Annotated in this window: 21 protein-coding genes; 10 read left to right on the forward strand and 11 right to left on the reverse strand. The window is 41.4% G+C overall.

Annotated features, from left to right (window positions below; genetic code table 11):
* Positions 1-1,038: an OmpA/MotB family protein gene (locus EHS15_RS15065; protein ID WP_135761373.1), complete on the forward strand. Its 1,038-nt coding sequence runs from the start codon at positions 1-3 to the stop codon at positions 1,036-1,038.
* The gene (locus EHS15_RS15070; protein WP_135761374.1) at positions 1,035-2,003 is read left to right on the forward strand and encodes a cation diffusion facilitator family transporter; all 969 of its coding nucleotides are present in this window, start codon (positions 1,035-1,037) and stop codon (positions 2,001-2,003) included. Before EHS15_RS15065 ends, EHS15_RS15070 begins: the two co-directional genes overlap by 4 nt.
* Here the strand turns inward: EHS15_RS15070 and EHS15_RS15075 are convergent.
* Together EHS15_RS15075 and uvrA are read right to left on the reverse strand one after the other, a co-directional pair.
* Positions 2,000-2,974: an acyl-CoA dehydrogenase gene (locus tag EHS15_RS15075; protein ID WP_135761375.1), complete on the reverse strand. Its 975-nt coding sequence runs from the start codon at positions 2,972-2,974 to the stop codon at positions 2,000-2,002. The two genes, EHS15_RS15070 and EHS15_RS15075, sit on opposite strands and share 4 nt — an antisense overlap.
* Complete coding sequence (uvrA, locus tag EHS15_RS15080) at positions 2,971-5,832, reverse strand: excinuclease ABC subunit UvrA (protein WP_135761376.1); 2,862 nt, start codon at positions 5,830-5,832, stop codon at positions 2,971-2,973. Before uvrA ends, EHS15_RS15075 begins: the two co-directional genes overlap by 4 nt.
* Before the next feature lie 250 nt (positions 5,833-6,082).
* Between uvrA and EHS15_RS15085 the strand changes: the two genes are divergently transcribed.
* Positions 6,083-7,576 carry a S49 family peptidase gene (locus EHS15_RS15085; RefSeq protein WP_246052182.1) on the forward strand — a complete coding sequence of 498 codons (1,494 nt, stop codon included), beginning with the start codon at positions 6,083-6,085 and terminating at the stop codon, positions 7,574-7,576.
* A 9-nt stretch (positions 7,577-7,585) separates the two neighbouring features.
* On the opposite strand, the gene EHS15_RS15090 is transcribed toward EHS15_RS15085, so the two are convergent.
* Both EHS15_RS15090 and EHS15_RS15095 read right to left on the reverse strand, forming a co-directional pair.
* Positions 7,586-8,566 carry an L-threonylcarbamoyladenylate synthase gene (locus EHS15_RS15090; protein ID WP_135761378.1) on the reverse strand — a complete coding sequence of 327 codons (981 nt, stop codon included), beginning with the start codon at positions 8,564-8,566 and terminating at the stop codon, positions 7,586-7,588.
* A 1-nt stretch (position 8,567) separates the two neighbouring features.
* Complete coding sequence (locus EHS15_RS15095; protein ID WP_135761379.1) at positions 8,568-10,142, reverse strand: glycosyl hydrolase family 18 protein; 1,575 nt, start codon at positions 10,140-10,142, stop codon at positions 8,568-8,570.
* 147 nt (positions 10,143-10,289) lie between these two features.
* On the opposite strand from EHS15_RS15095, the gene EHS15_RS15100 reads away from it, so the two are divergent.
* Both EHS15_RS15100 and EHS15_RS15105 read left to right on the forward strand, forming a co-directional pair.
* A complete protein-coding gene (locus EHS15_RS15100) occupies positions 10,290-10,997 on the forward strand; it encodes a queuosine precursor transporter (protein WP_135761380.1) in 708 nt (235 codons plus the stop codon).
* A gap of 4 nt (positions 10,998-11,001) precedes the next feature.
* The gene (locus EHS15_RS15105; protein ID WP_246052186.1) at positions 11,002-11,766 is read left to right on the forward strand and encodes a glycerophosphodiester phosphodiesterase; all 765 of its coding nucleotides are present in this window, start codon (positions 11,002-11,004) and stop codon (positions 11,764-11,766) included.
* A gap of 7 nt (positions 11,767-11,773) precedes the next feature.
* Here EHS15_RS15105 and EHS15_RS15110 read toward each other — a convergent pair whose 3' ends face one another.
* Positions 11,774-12,706 (reverse strand): hypothetical protein, encoded by a 933-nt coding sequence (locus tag EHS15_RS15110; protein WP_135761381.1) that lies wholly within the window; start codon positions 12,704-12,706, stop codon positions 11,774-11,776.
* A gap of 102 nt (positions 12,707-12,808) precedes the next feature.
* On the reverse strand, positions 12,809-13,132 hold the full coding sequence (locus tag EHS15_RS15115) for a hypothetical protein (RefSeq protein WP_135761382.1): 324 nt from the start codon (positions 13,130-13,132) through the stop codon (positions 12,809-12,811).
* An 80-nt stretch (positions 13,133-13,212) separates the two neighbouring features.
* Here EHS15_RS15115 and EHS15_RS15120 point away from each other — a divergent pair, with 80 nt between their 5' ends.
* The 3 genes from EHS15_RS15120 to hisC are packed head-to-tail and all read left to right on the forward strand — an operon-like array spanning position 13,213 to position 17,245.
* A complete protein-coding gene (locus tag EHS15_RS15120) occupies positions 13,213-14,640 on the forward strand; it encodes a hypothetical protein (protein ID WP_135761383.1) in 1,428 nt (475 codons plus the stop codon).
* 18 nt (positions 14,641-14,658) lie between these two features.
* A complete protein-coding gene (locus EHS15_RS15125; protein WP_135761508.1) occupies positions 14,659-16,161 on the forward strand; it encodes a 2-isopropylmalate synthase in 1,503 nt (500 codons plus the stop codon).
* A 1-nt stretch (position 16,162) separates the two neighbouring features.
* Entirely contained in the window at positions 16,163-17,245 is a 1,083-nt protein-coding gene (gene hisC, locus EHS15_RS15130; RefSeq protein WP_135761384.1) for a histidinol-phosphate transaminase, read from the forward strand.
* A gap of 58 nt (positions 17,246-17,303) precedes the next feature.
* On the opposite strand, the gene EHS15_RS15135 is transcribed toward hisC, so the two are convergent.
* Positions 17,304-17,696 (reverse strand): Hsp20/alpha crystallin family protein, encoded by a 393-nt coding sequence (locus tag EHS15_RS15135; RefSeq protein ID WP_135761385.1) that lies wholly within the window; start codon positions 17,694-17,696, stop codon positions 17,304-17,306.
* 12 nt (positions 17,697-17,708) lie between these two features.
* Entirely contained in the window at positions 17,709-18,161 is a 453-nt protein-coding gene (locus tag EHS15_RS15140) for an Hsp20/alpha crystallin family protein (RefSeq protein ID WP_246052187.1), read from the reverse strand.
* A gap of 148 nt (positions 18,162-18,309) precedes the next feature.
* Here EHS15_RS15140 and EHS15_RS15145 point away from each other — a divergent pair, with 148 nt between their 5' ends.
* Together EHS15_RS15145 and EHS15_RS15150 are read left to right on the forward strand one after the other, a co-directional pair.
* Positions 18,310-18,768, forward strand: coding sequence for a RidA family protein (locus EHS15_RS15145; RefSeq protein ID WP_135761386.1), 459 nt, complete (start codon positions 18,310-18,312; stop codon positions 18,766-18,768).
* Entirely contained in the window at positions 18,765-19,301 is a 537-nt protein-coding gene (locus EHS15_RS15150; protein ID WP_135761387.1) for a hypothetical protein, read from the forward strand. The genes EHS15_RS15145 and EHS15_RS15150 overlap by 4 nt, the downstream gene beginning before the upstream one ends.
* Positions 19,302-19,315: 14 nt before the next feature.
* Here the strand turns inward: EHS15_RS15150 and clpA are convergent, their stop codons facing one another.
* From clpA to EHS15_RS15165, 3 genes are read right to left on the reverse strand one after another with little or no spacing between them, the layout of a single operon-like run.
* Positions 19,316-21,574, reverse strand: a complete 2,259-nt coding sequence (clpA, locus tag EHS15_RS15155) for an ATP-dependent Clp protease ATP-binding subunit ClpA (protein ID WP_135761388.1) — start codon at positions 21,572-21,574, stop codon at positions 19,316-19,318.
* A complete protein-coding gene (locus tag EHS15_RS15160; protein ID WP_135761389.1) occupies positions 21,571-21,912 on the reverse strand; it encodes an ATP-dependent Clp protease adaptor ClpS in 342 nt (113 codons plus the stop codon). The genes clpA and EHS15_RS15160 overlap by 4 nt, the downstream gene beginning before the upstream one ends.
* Complete coding sequence (locus EHS15_RS15165; protein WP_135761390.1) at positions 21,913-23,082, reverse strand: GNAT family N-acetyltransferase; 1,170 nt, start codon at positions 23,080-23,082, stop codon at positions 21,913-21,915.
* Positions 23,083-23,090: the final 8 nt, after the last annotated feature.

Genomic DNA, 23,090 nt, shown 5'->3' on the forward strand with positions numbered 1-23,090 from the left:
ATGCGTAAACCCATCCTATCACTTACCGCCTTTTTATTTCTCCCCTTTTCCCTGTTTGCCGACTGGATTTATTTTCCCGTCGAATACAACACCCTCTATAAGGAAAAATATGCTTTGGAATTGGAACTTCAGGATTTGAAGAAACAATACCAAAACGATTTGGCCCGCCAGGAAGATGAAAAAAAAGACCTTCAATCTCAAATCAGAAATTTAAACGAAGATTTGGAATTGGAAAAAAGAAACAGGGCTTCCGAAAAAGACGACTTTGCGGATAAAATCAGAGACTATGACATGCGTCTGAGAAGCATCGAAAAGAAAGGAACCGATAAGGAAAAAACGATTTCCGAAGAAGCCAGACGTAGAGAAGAGAAAGATAAAAAAGAAATCGATGCCTTAAAGAAAAAACTGGAAGATCAGGAAAGGCAGTGTTTGACCAAAGAACAAACATTACGTGAAAGTTACGAATCTAAACTGGATGAGTTGAAGGAAAGGATCCGCAATCTGGAAAACGAAATTTCCAATCTCAAACAAATGAACAAAAATCAAAAAAGAGAATTGGATCGTTTGGCGGACCAAGCCAAGGAACTGGAAGAAAAACTTTCCAAGGAAATTCTTTCCGGTCAAATTCGATTGAAACGTTTTCACAATAAACTAGTCATCAATATAGACGACAAAATCTCGTTTGACAGTGGTTCTGCGGAATTAAAACCTGCGATCATACCTGCAATCGATAAAATCAAAGAAATTTTGGCTTCCTATCCAGAAAATTACATCGTCATAGAGGGACACACGGACAATGTTCCCATCAAAACGAAATTCAGGAACAACTGGCAGCTTTCTTCCGAAAGAGCCTTATCCGTGTTAGAGCATTTACTCTCCAACAAAAACTTGAATCCTAAAAACTTTTCCTCCGCAGGTTACGGAGAGTTTCAGCCGATCGTTCCGAATTCCACGAAAGAAAACAAAGCACTCAATAGAAGGGTCGATATCGTGGTTGTTCCTAGAGCACTCAGCGGAACCGTTTCGGATACGGAATGAGCGAATCTTTCGAATTGCACCATTCCCAAGGAAACAGAAGGAAAAAACTTCTTACCTATCTAGGAATCTCCGGCCTTCTTTCGCTGCTGATCTTCGTAATCGAATGGATCGGTTCCGAAAAAAGCGGTAGTTTGGCTCTATTTGCGGACGCAGGCCATATCGCTACGGATGTATTCGCTCATCTGATTTCCTTTTCTGCCATCTATATCTCTGCGAAAAAACCGAGTCGTAAATATCCGTTCGGATTCCACAGATTCGAAGTGCTTGCCGCTTTGGCAAACGGACTCCTTCTTGTGGTAATCTCCGTTTTTATCCTATGGGAATCTTACGAGCGTTTTACGAGTACGCATTCCATCCATACGGAATCCATGTTGGCCTATTCCTTAGTAGGGCTACTCATCAATTTCATTTCTGTGGGACTTCTTTTTAGAGTCAGCAAGGAAAGTTTAAATCTAAAATCAGCATACTTACACGTATTAAGCGATTTGTTAGGAACCATTGCGGTCGCTAGCGGTGCCCTATTGATGCAAACGACAGGGTTTCAAGAAATAGACTCTATTTTAAGCGTCTTCATTGCGCTTTTTATCTTAAAAACATCTTCCTCTATCGTAAAAGAAAGCATAGAAATACTGATAGAGTCTGAGCCGCAGGATTTCGAAAGAGAACATTTTATAGAACACTTGCAGGCATTTCCTGGTGTTTCCCAAGTTTCAGGGCTGACGGTAAGAAAACTCACTTCAGGAGTTTTCTCTTTGGAAGTACAGATTGTAGTGAAGGAAGATGCGGATAGAGATGAATTGATCTTTCAAACACACACTCTTTCCAAATCCCATTTCGGAGTCCCTTTTGTTTCCGTAGAACTTATCTCTGATGCAGCTTTACGAAAATTGCAAAATATAGAACTCCAAGAGAAAGAACATCATATAGGACATTCCCATTCTCACGGACACCACCATCACCACTAAGTTTGAGGGGATCTGTTTTTTCTTTTAGTTAGATATTTGGTAAAGCCGTCTTCCCAAATGAATAGAGAGTAATCGGGGTGAATCGATACAAGTTCGGAAACGGAATTCAATCCGTGGAAATGTTTCAAACTTTCCAATAAAGGAGAGATGGGAAAAGGAAAGAACGATTCCAAAAGCTCGCTGAAGTTTTCGTTCGTAAGCTCGACCGCAGCCTTGTCTCTCCATAAAGATAAAGATTCCCATTCTTGTTTGATTTCGGAAGGAAACCCATAAGAAAAGCTTAAATTTACAAATCCTAAAAGAAGTGAGACCAAACTAAAAAGTTCCTTTAAACGAAGTTCAATTCCCAATTTTCCGTAATCCTCCAAAACCAAATCGGAAGAAGAAAGAGAATAATTCGTAAGTTCTATCTTCAAATGGGAGGCCAAGGATGCAAAAGGAGTCGTAATTTTTTCCTTAACGATTTTGTCTTCTTGCGAATACACATCCACTGCAAAAACAGAGTATTTATTTTGATAAGGAACCACCCAAAGGATCGTGTTTGCAGAGGTTCCGTTCGTAACAAAAGATTTAATTCCCGTTAGTTTATATGTTTCGTCAAAAGAGGATGTGAGGTTTTTAAGCTGCCCTTCCCATTTAGGTTCGGAAACTCCTGTAGCGACAACGAAATCACTGTTTGTTATTTTCTGCAGAAGTTCTTTTCCTTTATTCGTTTCCGATTTGGATAAAATCCCTCCTGCCACATTCACCTCTACCATAGAGGAAAGAGCCAAACTCAAACCGTCTTTGAAAGAAACCAATTCCTGAAGCCTATGTTGGAATTCCAGATAGGAGTTTTTTTTTGCATCTAACACGGAATAAAAACCCTCCTCTATCAAAAGAGGTTTTCTATTTTTATAGAAGAGATCGGAATCTTCCCTGTTGGAAAGATGTTCCAATTTCGTCTTTAATCGTTCTGAAAACAGACTCAAGATTTTTTCTTTTTGGGTTTGGCATCCAAGGCTTTTTCCTCTGCCAAAACCTTTTTCAAATACTGACCTGTAAAAGATTCTTTTACGGAGGCAACATCTTCGGGAGTTCCTTCCGCAATCACCCTTCCCCCTCCGTCCCCACCTTCCGGACCTATATCGATGATATGATCGGCTGCCTTGATGACATCTAAGTTATGTTCTATGATAACCATAGAATTTCCTTTTTCCACCAAAACCTGAAGCACATGAAGTAATTTCTCTATGTCTTCGAAATGAAGTCCCGTAGTAGGTTCATCGAGAATGTACAAAGTTTTTCCTGTAGGCCTTTTGGAAAGTTCGGTGGAAAGTTTGATCCTTTGGGCTTCTCCTCCGGAAAAAGTGGTCGCTGCCTGACCGAGTTTGATGTATCCCAAACCCACATCCATCAGAGTTTCCAACTTTCTTTTTAAGGAAGGAATGTTTTCGAAAAATACAACTCCTTCTTCGATCGTCATCTCCAATACATCGGAAATATTTTTGCCTTTGTATTTGACTTCCAAAGTTTCTCGGTTGTATCTTTTTCCCTTACAGACTTCGCACTCCACATAGATGTCGGGAAGAAAGTGCATCTCGATTTTTAAGATTCCGTCCCCTTCACATTTTTCACATCTCCCTCCGGAAACATTGAAACTGAATCTTCCCGGACCGTATCCTCTTACTTTAGCATCTTCTAAATTACTAAACAAATCTCTTACATGAGTGAATAAACCCGTATAGGTGGCGGGATTCGAACGAGGAGTCCTACCGATCGGCGACTGATCGATATTAATGACCTTATCCAGATGTTCTTTTCCCTGAATCTTTTTATGTTTTCCTGGGATCAGTTTGGACCCTTGGATGGTGCTCGCTAAATCCTTATAAAGAATTTCATTGATGAGAGTGGATTTTCCCGAACCGGAAACTCCCGTAACGACAGTCATGGTTCCCAAAGGAATGGAAACATCCACGTTCTTTAGGTTGTTATGCGTCGCTCCTACGATTTTAAGGAATTTTCCGTTGCCCTTCCTTCTCTCGGAAGGCATTAAGATTCTTTTTTCACCGGAAAGATATTTCCCTGTCACCGAGTGGGGGTCTTTTTTGATTTCTTCAGGAGTTCCGAAGGAAACGATTTCTCCTCCGTGCACACCTGCACCAGGCCCCATATCTACGATGAAATCCGCCTCTTCCATGGTTTCTTTGTCGTGTTCCACGACTAGAACCGTATTTCCCAAATTACGCAGCCCTTTTAAGGTGTTCACCAATTTGGTATTGTCTCTTTGGTGTAGGCCGATGGAAGGTTCATCCAAAATGTACAAAACTCCCATTAGGCGGGAACCGATTTGAGTGGCAAGACGGATCCTCTGCATCTCTCCACCGGATAAAGTTCCCGCAGAACGACTCAGGTTGAGATAACCCACTCCTACATCGAAAAGAAAATTCAATCTTTGCAGAATCTCTTTTAAGATGGGTTTGCTGATGATTTCATCCGCACCTGCCCATTTGGAACTTTTTGTGAATTCCAATGCCTTGGCGATGGAAAAGTTAGTATATTGGTCGATTCCGATTCCTTGCACTTTTACGGCCAAAGCCTCGGGACGAAGTCTTTTGCCGCTACAAACATCGCAATCATGATTGGTCATATAAGATTCAAACCACTGCCTCATAGAGTCGGATTTGGTTTCCTTATATCTTCTTTTCAAATTGGGAATCACACCTTCGAAATTACGTGAGAATTCGTAATGAGAATTCGCTCCTCGAAAATCGTAATCGATCTGGATGGATTCGTCTCCGAATAGAATCACTTTTTTTGTTTTAGCAGGAAGATCTTTCCAAGCTGTGTTCAAATTGAATTTCAATTTTTTGGACAAAGCCGTGATGGTTGCCATATACCAATAAGAATTCGATTTGGAACCGCCCCAAGCTTCGATAGCTCCATCCGCAAGAGAGGCCTCTTCATCCGCAACAAGAAGAGCTTCATCGAATTCAAGAATAGCACCTAATCCGTCACATACGTCACAGGCACCGAAAGGAGAATTGAAAGAAAAAAGTCTGGGAGTCAGCTCTGGAATGGATACGTCGTCACATTTCGGGCAGGAAAGTTTCTGGGAATAGAGATGGTCTTTTTCTCCGTCCTCCACAATGAGGATTCCATCTGCGGTTCGTAAGGCGGTTTCTACGGAGTCTGAAAGTCTGGATTGAATCCCAGGTTTCATTACGATACGATCCACCACCACGTCGATGTCCGCTTTGAAATTTTTCTTCAGAGGAATTTCATCTTCTAAAGAATACACTTCTCCATTAACACGAACTCTGCTGAATCCTTCCTTTTTGTATTTTTCCAGAACTTCCTTATGTTCTCCCTTTTTCCCTTGGATGACGGGAGCTAAGATCTGGAGTTTGGTTCCTTCCGGAAATAAATTGATTCGATCCGTAATTTGATCCACGGAAAGAGAAGTAATCGCAGTTCCACATTTAGGACAGTGGGGTTTGCCCACTCTGGCATACAGAAGTCTCAAATAGTCGTAGATCTCCGTGACAGTTCCCACAGTCGATCTGGGGTTTCTATGAGTCGTTTTTTGTTCTATGGAAATGGCAGGAGAAAGACCTTCGATAAGATCCACTTCCGGTTTTTCCATCTGCCCTAGGAACTGCCTCGCATAACTGGAAAGAGATTCTACATAACGTCTCTGTCCTTCCGCATAAATGGTATCGAAAGCAAGGGAAGATTTCCCTGAACCGGAAAGTCCGGTAACTACCACAAGTTTGTCCCTAGGGATGTCTAAATTTACGTTTTTAAGGTTATGCTCGCGGGCGCCGCGAATACGAATGAAGGAATCCACATCGAACAGATTGTTTTCCTCTTTCTTTCTGGAAAGAATTTTAAGAGATGGAAGGCGGGAGGATCCCAGTTTGTTGCGATATTTTTTTCTAATCCTTTTTTCTCCGATTCGACTGCTTTACTACTTTTACCTGCGTCTAAGGGCTTTTTTACGGAGAAAAAGAACCGTCCTTCATTTCGAATTCCCTAGTTATTTCGAAACCTCTCATAAATCCTTTTTTGTCAGAAAATTCCAAGGAAAACAAAGTTCGATGACTCGACTCGATTTCCTTCTTGTCTTACGATCCTTAGGAAAAATCAAACAACTCAAAACCCTAAAGATATTTCTGCCTCCTATGGATTGGAGTCTTTCCGAGTTTTGGGAAGTGAAAGAAGAACTGATCAAACTGAAAGAACAAGGAATTCGAATCGAATCTTATGCTCAGGAAGGTGGTTTGGGAACCTTACTTCTTATGTCCGCAAGCAACGAAAGATCCGCAGACAAAGAAGCTGAATTTCACATCCAACTTCCTTCCGCAGAATCCTCCTTTTACGGAGGACTCTTGAAACATTTAGGAGTGGAAGTGGAAGCTTATGCGAGTGGTCCTTATAAATCCTTTGCAGAAACATTCACCCGAACCGGTTTTTCGAAAGAAGCCAAAAAAAACATAGAAGACCTGATTTTAGATCTCCAAAACATCATCTTAGATGCGTTAACCGAAAAGGGGAAATTCAAAAAAGAAACCTTCTACAAACCCATACTTACCGCAGAAAGTTTGAAGGAAGCTGGTTTTCTAGATTCCATTAGATCGGAAAAAGAATTTTTCCCGGAAGAAGAAAAAGCACTTTCACCTAATCATTCTTATTTGATTCAAAGAATAGAAGACTTTAAGTTCGTTTCCAAAAGAAAAAAGAACATCGCCATACTTCCTTTGGAAGGAGGAATCTCTTCGGGTGAGTATTCAGGGAAAGAAAGAGAAGCAGGTAAAATAGAAGCCTATCCTACCATCTCCCTCTTAAAAGAACTGAAAGAAGATAAAAACGTACATGTAGTCGTTTTGGAAATCAATTCCCCAGGCGGATCCGCATTTCATTCCGAACTCATCCACAGAGAAATTTCAGAATTAAAAAAAGAAAAACCAGTCTTCGTTTACTTTAAAGACACTGCCGCTTCAGGAGGATACTACATCGCTTCTGCGGCAGAAACAATCACATCCTCTCCCGTTTGTATTACAGGCTCCATAGGAGCCGTGATGGTCAGAGCCAATTTAAAAAAATTATATAACAAAGCTAAGGTGCAAAAAGAAACGGTAGGTTTTTATCCTTTTAGGGAGATTCTTTCCGAATACACCCCTTTAAAAAAAGAATCCGTCGGGTTCCTGCAGAAAGAAATTGCCAGAATAGAATCTCAGTTTTATGCAAGAGTCAGCGAAGGAAGAAAGATTCCCTTGGATCAATTGAAAACGAAATGGGGAGGAGGAAGAGTGTATCTTCCCAAAACGGAAAACAAAATCGTCGATTCTTTGGGAGGGATTTTGGATGTGTTACAAACCATCAAAAATAATTTCCCTAAAGATAAGTTCATGATCAGTTACGAACTTCCAGAATACAATTTCCGTTCGGAAATTCCCTTCCTAAAAGGATTCGGTTTGAAACAGATGATGAAAACTTTTTTACCGAAAGAAATTCTCTTTTTAAAGGAAATGTCGGAAAGACCTCTGTATTATTCGAATATTAAAATTAATTGGAATAACAGAAAGAACTAAGAACGTTTTTTATCTTTTGCTGGCCGCTTTTTCCAAGCGGTTCATCAAAGAAAGATAATGGCCGTCCTTTTTTGGCTCTTGGCATAAACAAAGCTCAATATTTCTTTTATCCGCTTCCACAAAAAAAGCATACAGTTCTTTCATATACTCTTCGTTAGAGGAAAGAATTACGTCTTCGGAATGAAGCTTGGAAAACGAAAATCCGATCCAAGCGGTCTTTTTTCCTTCAAACGTTAAACCTTGCGTTTCATTCGCATTACGAAGTGAACTCTCAAATTCGGTATCGGATACGATCCTCACCTCCGCCTCAGGAGAATAATGTCTGTATTTCATTCCCGGACTTTGGGGAAGAACATTTTCCGAAACGGAAGAAGGAAGAACCAAATCGGGAATCAACTGCTTTATCTCCTCCGCACGGATTTTCCCTGGCCGCAAAAGAACGGGAGGATTTCCGGTCATATCCACAACTGTAGATTCGATTCCTATCTCTGGATCTTCTCCTAAAAGAATTCCTTCCACTGAAAATTGAAATGTATCGATCACATCCTTTCTTCTGGTTAACGAAGGTTTACCGGAAATATTTGCGGAAGGGGCGGATATGGGAGAACCGGAAGCGCGGATCAGTTCCCTTGCTTTTTCATGAGAAGGAATTCGTACTGCTATGGTTTTGCGGTCGGGAGGAAAAAGGGAATTTCCTTTTTGATTTAATACCAGGCTGATGGGTCCTGGAGAGAATTTTTCCAAGAGGGATCTTGCTTCCGAAGTTAGGATGCAGTACCGATCGATCTCTTCGATTTCGGAAAAATGAGCAATCAAAGGATTATCGCTCGGTCTGTTTTTGATTTGATAGATACGAAGACAAGATTCGAAATTAAGACTCGATGCCCCGATTCCGTAAACTGTCTCCGTTGGAAACACGACCAAACCTCCCTCTCTTAAAATCTGTCCCAATGAAAGGACATCTTCCGTGATGAGAGCGGGAGGCTTCATATTACAATTGTTTTTTGTTCGATTTATCTTTCGTTTTGCTTACTTTCAGTTCCTTAACTTCTTCTACTTTTTTAGGAGGGTTCAACATCTCTTCCAATTCCTTATCACTCACCTTTTGTACGGGAGGGAGTTTGCCTTGCACGAGAAGACTCAAGTAGTCGTTGATTTCAGGATCGTTGTCAGTAACAAGCTGCCAAAAGGAAAAGCCGCCTAAGTCGAATTTACGAAGAAGGTTCATTTTTTCTTCGAAGGCTTTTCTGTTCATGTAAAAAGCGACTCTATCACATCCACCGCTGGAATACCAAAGCGTAGGATCTTCATAAGCTCTGTTTTTATGGATGTCGGAAAACTTGGAAAGATTTCTCCAATTTGCCACTTTGTTTTCGGATGCGATGATTTGATTGATATCCGTAGGCTGATGTTTTTTATGAGTGCCGCCTTTGATTCTCAAAACGTCGGAATGATACACTGCTTTGGCGGAAGCTTTACAATTCAAAGCCCAATCGTAACCGTAAGTAGGGATCGCCATATACAGTTTATGCGTAGGAACTCTTTTTTTAGCATAAGCAATGATGTCTTTCAACCAAACATTGGGAGCCTGAGGACCAGGACCGGGGTTGTGATACTTTCTAGGATGAAGTTCATAAGCCATGATCTTCACTCTATCCGCATGTTTTGCCAAGAACGCATAATCGTGAGTTGTCGGTCCTCTCCAATTTTCGCGGAAGTCCAAATGAATCGGTTTGGAAAGACCTTTGCAATTGAGGTCTTTTTTCTTTTCCGCAGGAGTTTTAGGATGCACTGCAACTGAAATTAATTTCCCTTTTTTATGGATCTCTTTGGCGAGAAGGACGAAAAACTCTTCGAACTTTTCCTTTTTGTCGCAGCTCATTCCTTCGTAATCGATATCGATTCCGTCGTAACCGTAAGTTTCCACTTCATTCACAATGATCTGAATGTGTTTGTCTCGGATGTCGTTGCGTCCGCCCATTCCTATGTTTTCCTGAATCTTTTCTTTCGGATTTTCCCAACGAAAGATGGTAGGAATGATTTTCACTTTAGGATTCAAAGCTCTTAGCTCTTGCACTCTTTCCTTTCTGGAAGTGGAAGACCAGGAAGAAATCAACTCTCCGTTATTGGAAAGTCCCCCCTTCATCACGTAGATAAAAGGATGAATCTCATTGTACAAATGAACCGTTTTTTTCATGGCGGACCAATCGGTCGACCAGGCGGAAGCGCGAAAAGAAGGATTTTCTTCTGCAGCAAAATCGGAAGGGATTAAATTTTCGGAAGAAGATTCTTCCAAAACAGATTTGGATTCTTCTGCTTTTGTTTCCGAAGGGGTTTCTCCGTTTTCTGTTGAGAGAGTGGTTTCTTCGGATGCGGTTTCCTCTACCGTAGATGGAGGAGTATTTTTTAGGGTTAAGCTGGCCGGAGCCTCTTTTCCCATTAGATTCATTCCGAGATAAAAGGAAAAAGCGGATAAAAACACCCAAGAAGCAAACAGGAATGTATATTTCGCCTTTGCGGAAAGTTTGGGTAATTTCGATTTGGATTCAGGTTGTTGTTCGGACATAGAGTTTATACTTGTTTTATATATCGATTCATTGAAAAAAAGAATAGAGAAGAAAATGCGAACTTGGGTCTTGATCGCTCTGTCCATAATTTTGAGACGGGGGCGCTCTCCTAGCGTAAATTTTTTTCCAACTTAGGATTTTCAGAAATGACCTATCTCAACCAAAAACCGGTAATTCTTTACGTAGTTTTATTATCTTTGTTTCTAACCTTTCTCTTGATGGCGGAGCTAACAGGAAGCAAACTCTTTGTGGCATTCGGATTCACAATGACGATGGGGGTCATTCCCTTTCCGGTAACGTTTATCATTACCGATCTGTTAAATGAATATTTCGGAAGAAAAATCGTAAGAGCCACTACTGTCATCGGAATGGCGATGATCAGTTTGGCCTATGTTCTGATCGTGATCGACATCCAAATTCCAGCAAGCCCGGATTCTCCCGTCCTTGACGAAGCGTTCAATTCCGTTTTTGCAAACTCAGGATTAGTGATCACAGGATCCGTCATCGCCTATCTCATCGGCCAATTGGTGGACATCCAAGTGTTTCATATCCTGCGAAAGAAAACGGCAGGAAAACATATCTGGCTCCGTGCCACAGGTTCCACAATTTTATCACAACTTATCGATTCTTATGTGGTGATTTTTATAGTTCTTTGGAAGACCCATTCCTTAGGTCAGTTGGTTTCCATCTCCAACACCAACTTTCTCTATAAAATGGCGGTAGCGATTTTGATTACTCCTCTTCTTTATTTGATCCACAACTATATCGACAAGTATCTAGGTGTAGAACTGAAAGAAAAACTAGCTTCTCTTGCCATGGAAGAAGGCAAAGAAACCACAATACAACCGGGTTAAAGAAGTGAACTGGAAACCTAGAACCGAATCCATCCGCTCCCTTTTGGGAAATAAATTTATCAATATGGGGCATAGGGGAACCAGAGGGCTGGCTCCGGAAAATACATTGGTCTCTTTTCAAATCGCCAATCGTTTCACTCCCTATTTCGAACTGGATACAATGTTATGCGGCAGTGGAGAACTGGTAGTGATCCACGACGAAACGGTAGACCGCACTACGAACGGCAAAGGAAGAGTGTCCGACCTAAGTCTTGAGGAAATCCAAAGTTTGGATGCAGGCGCTTTTTTTTCGGAGGAATTCGTAGGAGAATCCATTCCCAGCTTACGTGAGTTATTTGAAAAAATGCCTTCAAACTGCATTTTCGATATAGAGGTCAAATCGGAAGGAGAGGAAAAAGAAAGAATCCGTTTGGCAGAAGCTCTCATCCCTCTTTTGAAAGAATTAAAAATAGAAAATAGGGTTTTTATATCTTCTTTCGATTCTTTTTTATTGGGAAAAGTAAAAGAGAAAAACCCTTCTCTTTTACGAGGACAATTATTGGATTCCGTTTGGAAAGAGGAAGATTGGAAAGTCTCGGAACCAGATTTGATTTTACCGAATCATAGATCCGTCACAAAAGAATGGATCAGCCAACTTCATAAGGAAGGTTATCTGGTGATTCCTTATACTGCGAATGAAGAAGCGGATTGGATCCGCTTGAAAGAAGCAGGGGTCGACGGAATCATCACGGACAGGCCGGATCTGCTTCTTTCTTATCTGGAAAAATGAAGCCGTTTTAAATCGACACACCGCCGGAAAAAACGAGTTCTAAAAATCCGAAATTCTGAGAGGCACGATTGGAGCCTCCCGTGGTAAGTATATTCGTCAAATCGATATATCCGCCCTTAGCACCTAACTCCAAGAAGTAGGTTCGGTTAAAGTCGTATCTTCCCGCCACATAACCGGACACTCCGTAACCGGAAAGATGAAAGTTATTGTTCTGCCCCTTTCCCATCATCCTCACATCGCTTCTACACACTACCGCACCTGCACCGATAGAAGAAATCAAACTGAGCCCGCTTAGCCCGTCTTCCGCAGTCCAAAGAGGAGTGATGGTTCCGAAGTCTACGAACAAAAGGTTCAATCCGTCCGTATGTTCGAATTTAAGTATGTCAGGAGTGAGTTGTATCGTTTGTTCCCCTCCGTGATAACCTGCCATCTGCGCCACATGCTCAGGAAATAAATAGATGAAAGGAAGTGCTTCCATGGAAATCGCCAACTGATTTTTGGCCACAACGAGAGGATCGATATAACCGGCGTAATTGACTGACTGGCCCTGCGAGACCACATACTTCATATGATCTTGGCCGAAAGAAAGGAAAAAACGATCCGAGAAAAAGTAGGTGAATTTGATGTTGTATTGAGGGATTTCGAACTTGGTAGGATCGAAATAAACGGAAGGATTGAATTTTTCAGGTTTGTCTTTGGCATCCACCGACTTCATCGTATAATGGTAACCAGGTCCCCGAAAATTGATATCGCTTTGGGTATAGGAAGAACGGTTATAACCCCATTGGATGTTCCATCTTCCTTTCCGGTCGGAAATGGAAAGAGGAACCGGACTTTTTTCATCCTCCCCTAAAATGGGGAGAGAAAGTAAAAAACAAAAGAAAACAAAAGACCAAAACTTAACATTTCCAGAAAGGGAAAGAAAGGAAAAAAATTTCATCTAAAAATTTACCCGCTTACTTCATCCATTCCCATAATTAAAGGGAAAGAGCATAGATTAAATTTTTCCGAAGAGACGGTTTGTAAATTTTTTTCTGACACTTTAACGAACGTAAACCCAGATACGGTTTTTCCAAGGATCTAAATAGGAAAGGTAGGAAGAGGAATTTCCAGTTCCCTCTTCCCGCACAAGCCCCGATTTCGAAAAATCAGGGAGATCGTAAAACTCCATAGTGATGGTACCAGGAGAAACGGGACAATTTTTTGTAGGTCTGGAAAAAACGATGCGAAGGGAATCGTTTGCCCAGAGTTCGGAGTGCCCCTCACTCAAAGTCCCCTCCTGCCAACCAAACAATTGTTTGTAAAATTCGGCGGCCTTTGCAGTATCTTCTCCTCCGTGTAAATTCACGGAATAAAACTTTTGCATAAACAAAATTTAGAAAAACTCTTAAATTTGTATAGAAATCTAATTTCGAAATCAGGAAATGAATCGGCAGCCTTCTTACGATGCAGATTCGATTTTTACTTCTTCTAAATTTTTTATTGGGATTTTTTATTTCCTTTCTTGCGGCAGAAACCGTTTATTTCTCTTACGTCTATCATCCTGATAATCTTTATTTGCCTCTCTTTATCAGGGACTTAGGAAGTTCCGTTTCTCATTGGCATCTGCCTCCTTCCTCTTATTTTTTCCCGGACGGTTTGTTTTTATTTTTATTAGAGCGTGTTTTTCCGTTTTTGTATCTTCCCAGCATCTACGGTTGTTTGGTCTTTTTTCTTTTACAAACGACTGTTTACTTATTCTATAAAAAGCATTTAGGAAAGAAAAAAGCGATTTTAGGTCTCAGCATTTTCGGATTTCTGTTTTTACTGGTTTCATCTCTTTTCTTTTTCGACGGAGAAAAGAAAAACCCAGTGGGAATTTTACTCACAAACGGACACCACATAACAGGATTTATCCTTTCCATTTTAGTTTTATTTTCACTTACCTCTTATCGCAGAAACTATTTTTTCACGTTTGTCGCATGCATCAGCTTAGGATTGTTTTATGGCTCCGACAGATATCTGCTTTTGGTTTTGGTTCTACCTCTTTTATCTTCCTTGTTTCTTTTAAAAAAAAGAAACAAACTCTATTATTTTTTTCTTTGTATTACTGCCATCTTTTTAGGAGAAATTTTACAAATTCGGACAAAAGCTTATTTCCTTATCCCCGATTCTTTCGGAGATCTATCCGCAAGAATTCTATCTATTCCTGTATCCAAAATATTTTTTTTAGGAATTCATTATTATTACGATTTTTTGAAACTATTTATTTCCCAGACGGGGTATTACTTTCAGGCAATCCTCTTTCTTTTACTTCTTCTTTTTCGAAAAAAGAAGAACTTATACCTCCCTACGAAGGAAAAATCTTTTTTCCTATTTCTGACTCTCTATAGTGTTTGTTTTACGGGGCTGATCGGAAGATTTTTATACCAACATCCATTTCCCGTTCGTTATCTCACTCCTTCGATACTTTGTTTTTTCGCATTCGGAATTTATAACACTCTTTCTTTTACTTTTTTCAAAAGACTGGGAACATCCCTTTCCTCCTTTCTTTTTCTATCGATCACCTGCTTCTATTTAGTGTTTTTGTATTCCATGTTCTGGGATAAAGAACTGCCGAGAAACAAAGCATTGTTTTTAGCCAAAGAATGGGAAGGCAGAAGCCGGGGAAAAATTCTAATCACCGACTATTCCCACGAAAAACCTCTTAGGTTTTGGAGCGAAGGAAAACTCAAACCCCTTCCTGTGGATGCTCGCAAACGTCCTTATCTTTGGGTGACAGGAGCCTACTTACATCCTTTTTGGAATCCAGGGGAAGAACTCACCCGGCAAATCGATTCCTCACGGCAGGAATGGGTCGAATGGATTCCTAACTCCTTGACAAAGGACTTCTAGGTAGTGATCTGGAAAGAGATGGAAGATTACGTTCGCATATTTGATACCACCCTCCGAGACGGAGAACAATGCCCAGGCGCTGCCATGAGCGAAGACGAAAAAGTGGAAATCGCTCTCCATTTGGCAAAAATGAAGGTAGATATCATTGAAGCAGGTTTCCCTGTTTCTTCTCCCGTACAATTCAAAGCAGTAGAAAGAATCGCCAGAGAAGTGGAAGGCCCGATCATCTGCGGGCTCGCCCGATCCCTCCGCCCCGATCTGGAAGCGGCCAGAGATGCATTGAAACCTGCCGCAAAAAAAAGAATTCATACTTTCATCGCATCTTCCCCCATTCATATGAAACACAAACTCGGCAAATCACCTAGCGAAGTTTTGGCGATGGCAAGAGAAGCGGTTCGAATGGCGAGAGGTTTTGTGGAAGACGTAGAGTTTTCCCCGGAAGACGCCACTCGTTCCGAATGGGAATTTTTGAGAGAACTGGTAGAAGCTGTCATCGAAGAAGGCGCCACTACCATCAACATTCCGGATACCGTAGGTTATACGACTCCTCAAGAATACCTGGAACTGTTCCAATTTTTAAAAACCAAAGTGAAAGGTGCCGACAAAACCATCTTCAGTGCACACTGTCACAATGACTTGGGTTTGGCGGTGGCGAACTCTTTGGCAACCGTTCTTGCAGGCGGAAGACAGATCGAATGTACCATCAATGGAATCGGAGAAAGAGCGGGAAACACCGCCATGGAAGAAGTGGTGATGGCACTTCGTACAAGAAAAGACAAATTCGGAGTTGAAACCAAAATCGATTCCACTTTGATCTCTAGAGCATCCTATCTGGTCAAAACAATCACCGGCATGGTAGTTCAACCTAACAAAGCAATTGTGGGAGCGAATGCATTCGCACACGAATCAGGAATCCACCAGGATGGAGTGATTAAAAATAGACAAACTTACGAAATTATGACTCCGGAATCCGTGGGGCTCAAATCCAATCGAATGGTTCTAGGAAGACACTCAGGCCGCGCAGGGTTTAAAGATAGGATCATCCGCTTAGGTTTCGACCCGAAACCTGAGGAAGTGGACAATGCATACCAAAGATTTTTGGAGATCGCAGACAAAAAAAAGGAAGTCTTCGACGAAGACATTGCGGCTCTTTTTCAATCCGAAACGAGAAAGACCCAAGTGGAAGAAAAATACGAACTAGTTTCTTTCGAACAAACAACAGGTTCCGGAAAAACTCCCTCTTCCAGACTCACTCTCAAAGTGAACCAAGAAAAAAAGGAAGCCAATGCGGAAGGAGACGGACCGGTAGACAGTATCTTCAAAGCGATCGATAAAATCACCGGAATTTATCCGCTTTTATCCCGTTTGGTGATCTCCCCTGTTACGGAAGGAACAGATGCAATGGCAGAAGCTTCCGTTACCATAGAATACGAAGAAAAAAGAGTCGTTGGAAAGGGAGATTCTACTGACATCATAGAAGCTTGTGCAAAGGCTTACATCAATGCACTGAACAGGCTATAAGATGATAGATCCGCTGCAGCTCATACGAAAAGAAGTGATCGAATTCCAGCCCTATGTTCCGGGAGAACAACCAGGGTTAGGTGAATCCGTAATAAAACTCAATACGAATGAAAATCCGTATCCTCCTTCTCCTAAAATAGAAGAGTCGATACGGGAAATTCTTTCCAAAGGAGTTCTGAGAAAGTATCCGAACTACCATTCTGCGGAACTTCAAAATTCGATTGCAAAAAGATACGGACTCAAACCGGACCAAATCCTGGTCACGAATGGTTCCGATGAGGCGCTTCGTCTTTTATTTTACGCACTTCTTTCTCCTAAAGACACTGTGGTCGCGCCGGATCCTACCTACTCCTTCTACCCGGTTTTATCCGAAGAAGTAATGTTAGGTGTGACCTATAAAAAGATCCCTCTCCTTTCCGACCTTCATTTCGATTTCGAGTCCCTAAAAAAAGAAAAAGGAAAACTACTTTGTTTTGCTCATCCGAACGCTCCTACGGGGATTCTGGAAGATAAAAACAAACTTCTCGATTTGATTCGAAATTTCGAAGGTGTGGTTTTGTCGGATGAAGCTTACATCGATTTTGCCAAACCGAATCAAAGTTTGATCACTGAAATTCAAAATCATCCCAATCTGATCGTATCCAGAACCTTTTCGAAATCTTATTCCTTGGCCGGTCTGCGGGTAGGTTTCATCGCAGGAGAAAGTAAACTTATCGATCTCATCCGAAAACTCAAAGATTCGTATAACGTGGGTATTTTGGATCAAAGGATCGCTTTGACTGCTTGGGAAGACGAAGACTATTTTCAAAAATGTCTGGGTTTGGTTGTTTCCGAAAGAAAAAGGCTGACGGAGGAACTAGGAAAATTGGGTTTTTCCATCCCGGAAAGTTCGGCTAACTTTATTTTTTGCAAACCGAAACAAGGAATTTCCCCGGAAGCAATCTATAAAACTTTGAAGGATAAAAACATTCTGGTTCGTTATTTTTCTACAGGAATCTCCAAAGATTATGTAAGAATTTCCATCGGAACCGAAGAAGAAAACAATTCCCTGCTTAAAGAATTAAAATCCATTTTACAGCCGTAAAAAAAGGGCTCCCTTTTCAGGAGCCCACTCTTCGTTCTGGATAGATGTTTTTTTTCTCTTATTGAATGTCTATTTTCTTCTTCTTTGGTTCCAGTTTAGGGATCACAAGTTCCAAAAATCCGTTTTTCACTACCGCCTTCACATTCTCTGAATCGATCGTTTTTCCGATTGTGAACTTTCTGAAGTAGTTTCCTTCTTTGAATTCTTGAAAGAGAGGTTTTCCCGTCTCCACAATTCCTTCCACAAACTTACCTTCGATGGTCAGTTGGTTCTTTTCGATGGTAACATCCACCGAAGAAGGATCTACGCCCGGCATCTCTACGAAAAAGAGAAGAGATTCCGCTGTCTCGTGAACGTCCACATTCGGTGAGTAAACTTTCACGGTTTCTTTCTTTTCGGATGTAGGAACTCCTACACTTAATTCTTGTTTTGTTTCTGTTGCTGCTACCATGTTTTACTCCTATTATGCTCCTCTTGTGATTGTGACTTTTTTAGGTTTGTCTTCTTCTCTTCTAGGAAGATGAATGTTTAAAACTCCGTTTGTATATTTAGCGACCACCAAATCCTGATTCACTCGGAATGGAAGTTCTACAGTGCGGTGGAATTCTCCCGAAAAGATCTCTCTTCTCAGAACTTCCGTTCCTTCCGCTAAATCCTCCGCTTTTTTTCTACCTTGGATGGTCAGATGATTGTCCTTTACGGAGATTTCAATTTGATCCGCTTCCAGACCAGGCACCAAAGCTGCTACAAGCGCTTCATCCTCCTTGGTGTAAACGTTTACAGGAGGGAAACTGCGGGCGGAATTTCCGAACTGGGAGTCCAAGATGGATTTTGTGATCTCATCGTTCAAACGGTCAAAGTCTCTCCAGAAGCTGTTGTTTCTAGTAGGGTTGTCTAGGATTCGAAAAAGCATCATGATTCTCCTTTAGCACTCTCTCATTTTTAGTGCCAACTAAATCAGCACTCTACATGATAGACTGCCAATAAGCAAGAAAAAAATGATTTTTTCTCCCGAATTTTAAATTTTTTGCCAAACCAGAACCACCCCGAAAGATGCTAAAAACATGGAAATCACCTCTAAACTTGAGTCTTTGGGGCTAGTTTTGCCTCCCATTCCCAAGGCAGTGGCTTTGTACCAGCCCTCCCTCCGCACGGGAAACCTAATCCTTACCTCGGGACAACTCCCCTCCGTAGCAGGAGTGATTGAAGTCAAAGGAAAGTTAGGCGATAATGTAAGCCTGGAAACGGCTCAGAAAGAAGCACAGAAAGCTGTCTTAAATGCACTAGCCACGCTTCTGCTCCATATTGATTCCTTGGATAGAATCAAACAAATCGTAAAGTTGGGAGTGTTCGTAGCTTCCACACCAAACTTCACAGAACAACACTTAGTTGCTAACGGTGCTTCAGAAACCATCGGAAACATTTTCGGAGAAAAAGGAAAACATGCTCGGTTTGCCATAGGAGTTTCCTCTCTTCCCTTGGATGCCTGTGTAGAGTTGGAATTGACCGTAGAGGTCGAATGATCACATCCATTCTCAACGGTTTCACCGAATTCTTTCGGTTTACGATTCTATCCATTCCTTTGATTGTTTTAGGATGGTTTCATATTTCCAAAACGGGTTTGTTGTATCTGTATCAGTTTTGGAACAAAAAGATCGTTCTTGATAAAATCTTCTTTCTGCTTTTGTTTTTCCAATTGGTTTTAAGTGCTCTTCCTTGGTTTCGTTATGAAGTTCAGTTTTTCGATTCTCCGGAATCGGTGAACATCGGGCCAAAATGGAATTTCTTTTTCATTCTAGTGAGTCTTTTTAATTTTTTCTTTTTGGGATTTTGGAAAAGTTCATGGGTGAGAATTTGGTTCTTTTCCACTCAAATCCTTCTTATCATCATCATGATCTGGGGCTATCTGGAACCGAATCGTTATTATTACGACCTGGTCAATAAAAACGAAATCCAATACAACCACGTATTTTACGTGTTTTGTGGAGTTTCTCTTGTTTGTTTCGGGATCGGCTTTCTCACCTTCCAAAAGGAAGATGAGGTATTCCAAGGTTGATCATTTAATAAAAATCAAACGGACTTTAAATTTAATTTTTTACGTCCGTTTTCTTCTTCCACAATCACAATATAATGCGGTGAGCCCTGTTCCGCAAAAAGGATCTTCTTAGAAAGAGGTTTTCCTATTTCCGTATCGATGATCCTTTGGATCGGCCTTGCTCCCATTTCCTTATTGTATCCGGTTTCCGCCAAATACACTCTTGCTTCGGGAGACAGATCAAGTTGGATTCCTTTCGCCTTCGCTTTTTTCTGTAAGGTGCCGAACATACGTTCCACAACCATTTCTACGATGGAGAGAGAAAGGGAATTGAATTCCACAATGGCGGTGAGCCTGTTTCTGAATTCAGGAGTGAAGGTTCTTTCTATCGCCTTCATGCTTCTATCATCATAAGAACTCGGTTCGAATCCCAAGAGGGGTTTCGTTCTTTCTGCGGCTCCTGTATTCGTAGTCAAAATCAAAATAACCTGCCTGAAATCCGCTTTTTTGCCTGTGCTATCCGTAAGAGTGGCGTGATCCATCACCTGAAGAAGTATATTGTATATATCTTCATGTGCCTTTTCGATTTCGTCGAGAAGCAAAACACAATGAGGAGTTTTGGCGATTGCATCCGTCAACTGCCCTCCTTGGTCATGACCGATATAACCGGGAGGGGAACCGATGAGTCTGGATACGGAATGTTTTTCCATATATTCGGACATATCGAAACGAAGAAATTCGATCCCCATTTTTTCGGCCAAGGTTTTCGCAACTTCCGTTTTACCCACACCTGTGGGACCTACGAACAAGAAACTTCCTATGGGTTTGCCTTCTTCCCCCAAACCGGAACGAGAATACAGAATTGCGTCTACAATTTGTTCGATGGCGTGGTCTTGTCCGTAAACGACTGTTTTCATTTCGGAACCGAGGGACTCCAGTTTTTTCTTATCGTCCGTTTTGACCGTTTTAGCGGGTATCTTTGCGATTTTCGCCACGAGACTTTCTATTTCAGGAGTGCTCACCTGTCTTTTCGCATTCTCCTTTTTTTCGTCCCTGAGTTTGACGAAAGCACCTGCTTCATCCATCAAATCAATCGCTTTGTCGGGAAGGTGCCTGTCTCTGATATGAAGATTAGAAAGTTCTACAGCAGCTTGCAGGGATTTGGTGCTGTATTTCACCCCATGGAAATCTTCATAACGAGGTTTGAGTCCCTGAAGGATCTTCACCGCATCCTCAATAGAAGGTTCTCCCACTTCTATTTTTTGGAATCTTCTGGAAAGAGCATGATCTTTTTCGAATATGCTTTTGTATTCCTTATAAGTAGTAGTTCCGATACACTTGAGTTCTCCATTGGCTAGAGCAGGTTTCATCAAATTGGAAGCATCCAAACTTCCCCCGGAAACCGCACCCGCTCCTACGATGGTATGAATTTCGTCCACAAAGATGATTTTATTAGGATCTCCTACGACTTCCTTCAGAATGGATTTTAATCGTTCTTCGAACTCTCCTCTGAATTTGGTGCCCGCCATAATGAGTCCCATATCCAAAGAATAAATTTCAATTTTAGAAAGACTGGAAGGAACCTTTCCTTCTACAACTCTTTGGGCAAGTCCTTCCACGATTGAGGTTTTTCCCACTCCCGCTTCTCCGACAAACACAGGATTGTTTTTTCTTCTTCTGGAAAGGATATGAATGGTTCTTTCGATTTCCGCATCTCTTCCTATGCAAGGATCGAGTTTGCCGGACCGGGCCTTCTCAGTGAGATTGAGGCAAAATTTTTCCAATGCGGATTTGGAACCTTCTTCGGATGGAACGGAATCGTCCTCATCTTCAAAACCGGAAGGCTCTTCTTCTTTTTTCTTTTTGATTCCGTGGGAAATGAAACGAATCACATCCAAACGATTGATGTTTTGTTTGGCGAGAAGATAACAAGCCTGTGAATCTTCTTCTCTAAAAAGAGCCACTAAAACATTATTTCCGTCGATCTCCGTTTTGCCGTTGTTTTGCACATGGAATGCGGCAAACTGGATGACGAACTGAACTCCTACGGTGTATCTGGGCTGAAGTTTCAAATGAGGGACGGAAATAGTCGCCAGATCGTCTTCGAAATATTTTTCCAGATCTTTTCTGAGAAGATCCAAATCACATCCTACATTCAAAAGGACTTCTTTCGCTTTTTCATTGAAACTCAAAGCAAATAATACATGTTCTAAGGTAATGAATTCGTGATGATATTTTTCAGCTTCTTTTTTTGCCGTTTCGAGAGATTTCTCCAGATCACTAGATAAATTCATATATCCCCCTCCTCTTCTTTCGCTAACTGACACTGCAAAGGATGTCCTGCTTCTTCCGCCAAACGATGCACTTCTTCCACTTTGGTTCTGGCAATGTCCAAAGGATATACTCCACAGACGGCAGAACCTGTGGTATGTGCCGTCCACATAATTTGACGAGATTCTCCAACGGATTTCCGAAAGACATTGGCAAGAACCCAAACCACGAACTCCTGAGGAGTGAAATCATCGTTGAGTAAAATGACTTTGTATCTTCCCGGTTTTTTAGGGCGGATCTTTTCCTTCTCAAGAAGAAGTAGATCTTCTTCCGTTTGGGTTAATTTTTTATTTCCAGCCATCTATGTTCCCTCCCTGAGAGATTTGATGGGGGAATGGGAATTGTATTCCTGAATGTTTTGCTCTTCCATTTTGATTTCTCTCTCTAAATAATCATAAATCGCCTTACTTCCCGATTCATGATAGATATAATGAAGACTGTGCATAGGAACCGCTTCGTATCCTCTGAGGAATTTATGTTCCCCTTGAGCCCCCGCTTCCACTCGTTTCATTTTATTCTTAATTGCATAATCGATCAACTGATAATAACAACACTCGAAATGAAGGTTGGGGATCTGCTCCAAAGCTCCCCAATAACGACCGAATAGATAGTCGTCTCTCCAAAAATTAAAACTGCCTCCGACGGGTCTGCCGGATGCATCACTGGCAAGTACCAGATGGATTCTATGTTTCATCACTTCAAAGATCTTTTGAAAGAAAGCTCGGTTCAAATAAGCCTGTCCCCATTTTCGGGAGTGAGTGTCTTCGTAGAATCGATAGAAAATGGAATGGTGTTTCTCTTCGATGGAATTTCCCGTTAAGGTTTCGATCGTAAGCCCTAAAGAGTTTACCTTTTTTCTCTCCTGTCGGATCGTCTTTCTTCTTTCTTTTACCAAAGTGGAAAGATAATCCTCGAAAGTTTCGAACCCTCTGTTGAACCAGTGGTATTGATGACTGAGTCTGGGAACGTATCCTGCATTTTCACCTAACTTCAATTCATCTTCTTTACAGAATAAAACATGAAGGGAAGAAACTCCTTCCTCTTTTCCCAATTCCTTCAAAGCGGACAAAAGAGAAAGAATCACTTCCTTTTTTTTCTCTTCCGAAAGAGAGGGAGATATCAATATGCGCGCCCCAGTAACAGGCGTAAAAGGAACAGCTGCGGTAAACTTAGGATAATAAGGAATGCCTGCACGGTGAAATGCGTTGGCCCATTGGAAGTCGAAGATGTATTCTCCGTAAGAATCGAATCTTTTGTAGAAAGGAAGAACTCCCAGCAACTCTCCGTTTTCTTGAAAACGGAGGATGCGAATCACCCAGTCGTTTTTTCCGACACAACCGGTAGATTCCAAGGTGGAAAGAAATTCCCATTCCTGAAATACGGAATCGGAAGGAACCAAACGGTTCCACTCTCCTGGAGAAAAGGCGAAAAAGCTGGTCTCTAAAGATAAAGGGGAAGTAAAACTCGTCACTTAAACAT

The sequence above is a fragment of the Leptospira idonii genome (genome assembly GCF_004770995.1).
Classification (GTDB): Bacteria; Spirochaetota; Leptospiria; order Leptospirales; family Leptospiraceae; genus Leptospira_A; species Leptospira_A idonii.